This is a genomic window from Streptomyces sp. NPDC058955 (genome assembly GCF_042741435.1).
Classification (GTDB): Bacteria; Actinomycetota; Actinomycetes; order Streptomycetales; family Streptomycetaceae; genus Streptomyces.
Genome location: NZ_JBHYKM010000074.1, coordinates 19,802 through 24,612, shown reverse-complemented (window position 1 = coordinate 24,612; position 4,811 = coordinate 19,802). Strand labels below are relative to the sequence as shown.

The following is a 4,811-nucleotide window of genomic DNA, read 5'->3' as shown; positions in this document are numbered from 1 at the left end:
ACCTTGTCCTAGTCGGGGCGGTCCTTTTTTTTTTATTCCCCCCCCCCAAACCCCCCCCCCGCGCCCGCGGGGGGGGGGCCCCCCCCCCCCGGCGGGGGGGGCGCCCCCCGCCGCTCGGCGCCGCGGCGCGCCCTTCGCCGGAGATCGGGGTCGGTTAGGAATGCAGCACGGCAAGTACCGTTTCATCGTGGGGTTCCTGGCGGTCCCCCTGGCGCTGTACGCGCTCTTCGTCATCTGGCCGTTCATCCAGTCCATCTACTACTCGCTCACGGACTGGACCGGTCTGAGTCCCGAATTCGGGTTCGTCGGACTCGACAACTACACCAGGCTGTTCGAGGACGAGATCTTCTGGAAGTCGCTCCAGCACAGTCTGACCTTCGCGGTCGTCCTTCCGCTGGTGACGGTCGGATTCGCGCTCTTCCTGGCGTTCATGCTGAATGTGGGCGGCCGGCGGAGGAAGGGAGCGGCGGTCACCGGTGTGCGCGGCTCCTCGTTCTACAAGATCGTCTACTTCTTCCCGCAGGTGCTTTCGATCGTCATCGTGGCGCTGCTCTTCCAGTTCGCGTACAACCCGAACAGCGGGGCGATCAATTCGTTCCTCAAGGCCGTCGGCCTCGGCAGCGTCCAGCCGGACTGGCTGGGTGACCCGGATCTCGCCCTCATCTGCGTGATGGTGGTCCTCGTCTGGTCCACCGTCGGTTTCTTCGTGGTCCTCTTCTCGGCGGGCATGGCGTCCATTCCGCGCGATTTCTACGAGGCCGCGCTGCTCGACGGCGCCAGCCGCTTCACGACCTTCTTCCGCATCACCCTGCCGCTGCTCTGGGACACCGTGCAGTCGGGGTGGATCTACATGGGCATCCTCGCGCTCGGCGCGGAGTCCTTCGCGGTCGTGCAGATCATGACCGTCGGCCCCAACGGCGGCGGGCCCGACTACTCGACCGTCGTCATGCCGCTGTACGTGTACCAGAAGGCGTTCCGGGACGGTCAGGCCGCCTACGCCACGACCATCGGTGTCGCGCTCCTCCTCGTCACGCTCGCCTTCGCGGCGGTCGTGATGAAGCTGGGCCGGCGCGAGCGGCTGGAGTTCTGATGAAGACCACCGACACCCCGCCCACCGGCGGCGCGCACATCCCCGCCCCCCGGGCGGGCCAGGGCCCCGAGGTCCGGAAGACCGCGGCCCCCGTGAAGGAGAAGCGGGAGGGCGCCGTCCTCAACGTCTTCTCGCACGGCGTCCTGATCATCTGGGCGATCATGGTGGTGCTGCCGCTGCTCTGGGCGGTCATGACCTCCTTCAAGGCCGACCGGGCGATCTTCACCTCCCCGTGGTCGCTGCCGGACACGCTGCACTTCGAGAACTGGTCGCGCGCCTGGACCCAGGCGCACATGAGCGACTACTTCCTGAACACGATCCTGGTGGTCGGCGGTTCGCTGGTCGGCACCCTGCTCTTCGGCTCGATGGCGGCGTACGTGCTGGCCCGCTTCGAGTTCCCCGGGAACCGCTTCCTCTACTTCCTGTTCATCGGGGGGATGAGCTTCCCGATCATCCTGGCGCTGGTGCCGCTCTTCTACGTGATGCAGAACATGGCCCTGCTGAACACCATGCACGGCCTGATCCTGGTCTACATCGCGTACTCGCTGCCCTTCACCGTCTTCTTCCTGACCGCCTTCTTCCGGACGCTGCCCACCTCGGTGGCGGAGGCGGCCTTCATCGACGGCGCCTCGCACACCCGCACCTTCTTCCAGGTGATGCTGCCGATGGCCCGGCCGGGCCTGATCAGCGTCGGCATCTTCAACTTCCTGGGGCAGTGGAACCAGTACCTGCTGCCGACGGTGCTCAACACCGACCCGGAGAACAAGGTGCTCTCCCAGGGCCTGGTGCAGCTCGCGGTCAGCCAGGGCTACAAGGGCGACTGGTCCGGGCTCTTCGCCGGCCTGGTGATGGCGATGCTGCCGGTGCTCGCCGCGTACATCGTCTTCCAGCGGCAGGTGGTGGCCGGTCTCACGGCCGGCGCCGTCAAGTAGGGGAAAAGCGCCCCCAGAAGGGGGAGAGCGCTCTCAGGCCCCCGCGCGCGTCGGCGCGCGGGGGCCTTCGCATGTCTCCGCGCGCCCCCTGGGGTGTTCCGGGTCTTGACGGAAGCGAAGGCGAAAGCGTCCCCTTAGAGTTCACATGTTGGAGAAAACGGTGGGAGTGAGAGAGTCGATGGAGACTCCGGGGTCGCAGACGTCGCTGCACAGGGCCAATCTGGAGCGGGTCGTGCGGGCGGTGCGGATGGCCGGTTCGCTGACCCAGGCGGAGATCGCCCGGGCGACGGGACTGTCGGCGGCGACCGTCTCCAACATCGTCCGCGAGCTCAAGGACGGCGGCACGGTCGAGGTCACCCCGACCTCGGCGGGCGGCCGCCGGGCCCGCAGCGTCTCGCTCTCCGGCGACGCCGGCATCGTGATCGGCGTCGACTTCGGCCACACCCATCTGCGGGTCGCGGTCGGCAACCTCGCCCACCAGGTGCTCGCCGAGGAGGCCGAGCCGCTCGACGTGGACGCCTCCGCCGCGGAGGGCTTCGACCGGGCGGAACGGCTGGTCAACCGGCTGATCGAGGCCACCGGGATCGGCCGCGACAAGGTGATCGGCGTCGGTCTCGGCGTCCCCGGCCCCATCGACGTCTCCTCCGGCACGCTCGGCTCGACGTCGATCCTGCCGGGCTGGAGCGGCATCAACCCCGCCGAGGAGCTCTCCGCCCGGCTCGGGGTCCCCGTCCACGTCGACAACGACGCCAACCTCGGCGCGCTCGGCGAGCTGGTGTGGGGGAGCGGCCGGGGCGTGAAGGACCTGGCGTACATCAAGGTGGCGAGCGGTGTCGGCGCCGGCCTGGTGATCGACGGACGGGTCTACCGGGGGCCGGGCGGCACGGCCGGCGAGATCGGCCACATCACCCTGGACGAGTCGGGCCCGGTCTGCCGCTGCGGCAACCGCGGCTGCCTGGAGACCTTCACCGCCGCCCGGTACGTGCTGCCGCTGCTGCAGCCCAGCCACGGTCCGGACCTCACCATGGAGCGGGTGGTGCAGCTGGCCCGCGAGGGCGACCCGGGCTGCCGACGGGTCATCGCCGACGTCGGGCGCCACATCGGCAGCGGTGTCGCCAACCTCTGCAATCTCCTGAACCCGAGCCGGGTGGTGCTCGGCGGCGACCTCGCCGAGGCCGGTGAGCTGGTGCTCGCCCCGATCCGGGACTCCGTCGGCCGGTACGCGATCCCCAGCGCCGCGCGTCAGCTCTCCCTGGTCCAGGGGGCGCTGGGCGGCCGCGCCGAGGTGCTGGGCGCGCTGGCGCTGGTGCTGAGCGAGATGGGCGACGCGACGCTGCTGAGCGGTACGGAGAGTGCTCACGCGGCCACGCTGCCGGTATCGGTCCCCGCCTTCACTTAGAGAACGATAACCACCGTTGTCATCTCGTTAAGTTTTCACTTCTTGACGGCGGTGTTGCGGCCGAGTTGACTTCGTGACACCTCGGCCGCACCGTCGCGGCCTCGTCAGGGAGGCAACCCCACATGAACGCAATGACTCGTCGTGTCGTCATAGGCTCGGCCGCGGTCTCGATGGCCCTCGCGCTCTCCGCCTGCGGCCAGGCCGGCGGCGGTGACGGCGAGGACAAGGGCAGCTCGACCAAGATCGGTCTGCTCCTCCCGGAGAACAAGACCGCGCGGTACGAGTCCCTGGACAAGCCGCAGTTCGAGAAGGCCGTCAAGGCCGCCTGCGGCGACTGCGAGGTCGTGTACAACAACGCCGTCTCCGACGTCGTGAAGCAGAAGCAGCAGTTCGACCAGCTCATCGCCGACGGCGTGAAGGTCATCGCGCTCGACCCGGTCGACTCCGCCAAGGCCGCCGGCTGGGTCAAGGAGGCGCAGGGCAAGGGCGTCAAGGTCGTCGCGTACGACCGCGCGATCGAGGGCGCCGACGCCTACGTCAGCCACGACAACAACAAGGTCGGCGAGCTCCAGGGCCAGGCCCTGCTCTCCGCCCTCGGCGCCAAGGCCGCCACCGCCCAGATCGTCATGATCAACGGCGACGAGAAGGACCCGAACGCCGGTCTGTTCAAGAAGGGCGCCCACACCGCCCTCGACGGCAAGGTCGGCAAGATCGCCTACGAGGCGTCCGGCGAGTGGGACCCGAAGGTCGCGGGCGAGAAGATGGCCGCCGCCATCTCCTCCGTCGGCAAGGACAAGATCGGCGCCGTCTACTCCGCCAACGACGGCATGGCGGGCGGCATCGTCACCTCCCTGGAGAACGCCGGCATCAAGGGCATCCCGGTCGGCGGCCAGGACGCCGAGGTCGCGGGCATCCAGCGGATCGTCGCCGGCACCCAGACCTTCACCATCTACAAGTCGCCGCTCCAGCTGGCCCCCGAGGCCGCCAAGTTCTCGGTCAACCTGCTCCAGGGCAAGGACCTCGGCGCCCAGGGCGAGACCGACGGCGTGAAGTCCACCCTCTTCGCCCCGGTGGTCGTCGACAAGACCAACATCCAGTCCACGGTCATCAAGGACGGCATCTACGCCGCCGCCGACATCTGCTCCGCGGACCTCGCCGCCAAGTGCGCCGAGCTGGGCATCAAGTAAGGCCCCCGGGCCCGGACTTCCGGGCCCGCCCCGCCCGCCGGGGGCGTCAGACCCCGGCAGGGCGCGGAACGCGCTCCCGAGCTGCGGTTCCGCCCTCGACCCGTGCGGGCCCCCGCCCCCCCCACCCCCCGGGGGGGGCGGGGGCGGGGCGGCGCCCCCCCCCCCGCACGCGGGCCCGGCCCGCGGGGGCAGGCGCCCCCCCC

The 4,811-nt window shown here is 69.7% G+C and carries 4 protein-coding genes; all 4 read left to right on the top strand.

Annotated elements, in window-relative coordinates; genetic code table 11:
* Positions 1-160 precede the first annotated feature (160 nt).
* The 4 genes from ACFW1I_RS25145 (at position 161) to ACFW1I_RS25130 (ending at position 4,608) form a co-directional block, all read left to right on the top strand.
* Positions 161-1,090 carry a carbohydrate ABC transporter permease gene (locus ACFW1I_RS25145; RefSeq protein ID WP_384673896.1) on the top strand — a complete coding sequence of 310 codons (930 nt, stop codon included), beginning with the start codon at positions 161-163 and terminating at the stop codon, positions 1,088-1,090.
* Positions 1,090-2,022 (top strand): carbohydrate ABC transporter permease, encoded by a 933-nt coding sequence (locus tag ACFW1I_RS25140; RefSeq protein ID WP_384673893.1) that lies wholly within the window; start codon positions 1,090-1,092, stop codon positions 2,020-2,022. The genes ACFW1I_RS25145 and ACFW1I_RS25140 overlap by 1 nt, the downstream gene beginning before the upstream one ends.
* 178 nt (positions 2,023-2,200) lie before the next feature.
* The gene (locus tag ACFW1I_RS25135) at positions 2,201-3,421 is read left to right on the top strand and encodes an ROK family protein (protein ID WP_384673890.1); all 1,221 of its coding nucleotides are present in this window, start codon (positions 2,201-2,203) and stop codon (positions 3,419-3,421) included.
* A gap of 122 nt (positions 3,422-3,543) precedes the next feature.
* The gene (locus ACFW1I_RS25130; protein ID WP_384673887.1) at positions 3,544-4,608 is read left to right on the top strand and encodes a sugar ABC transporter substrate-binding protein; all 1,065 of its coding nucleotides are present in this window, start codon (positions 3,544-3,546) and stop codon (positions 4,606-4,608) included.
* Positions 4,609-4,811 lie beyond the last annotated feature (203 nt).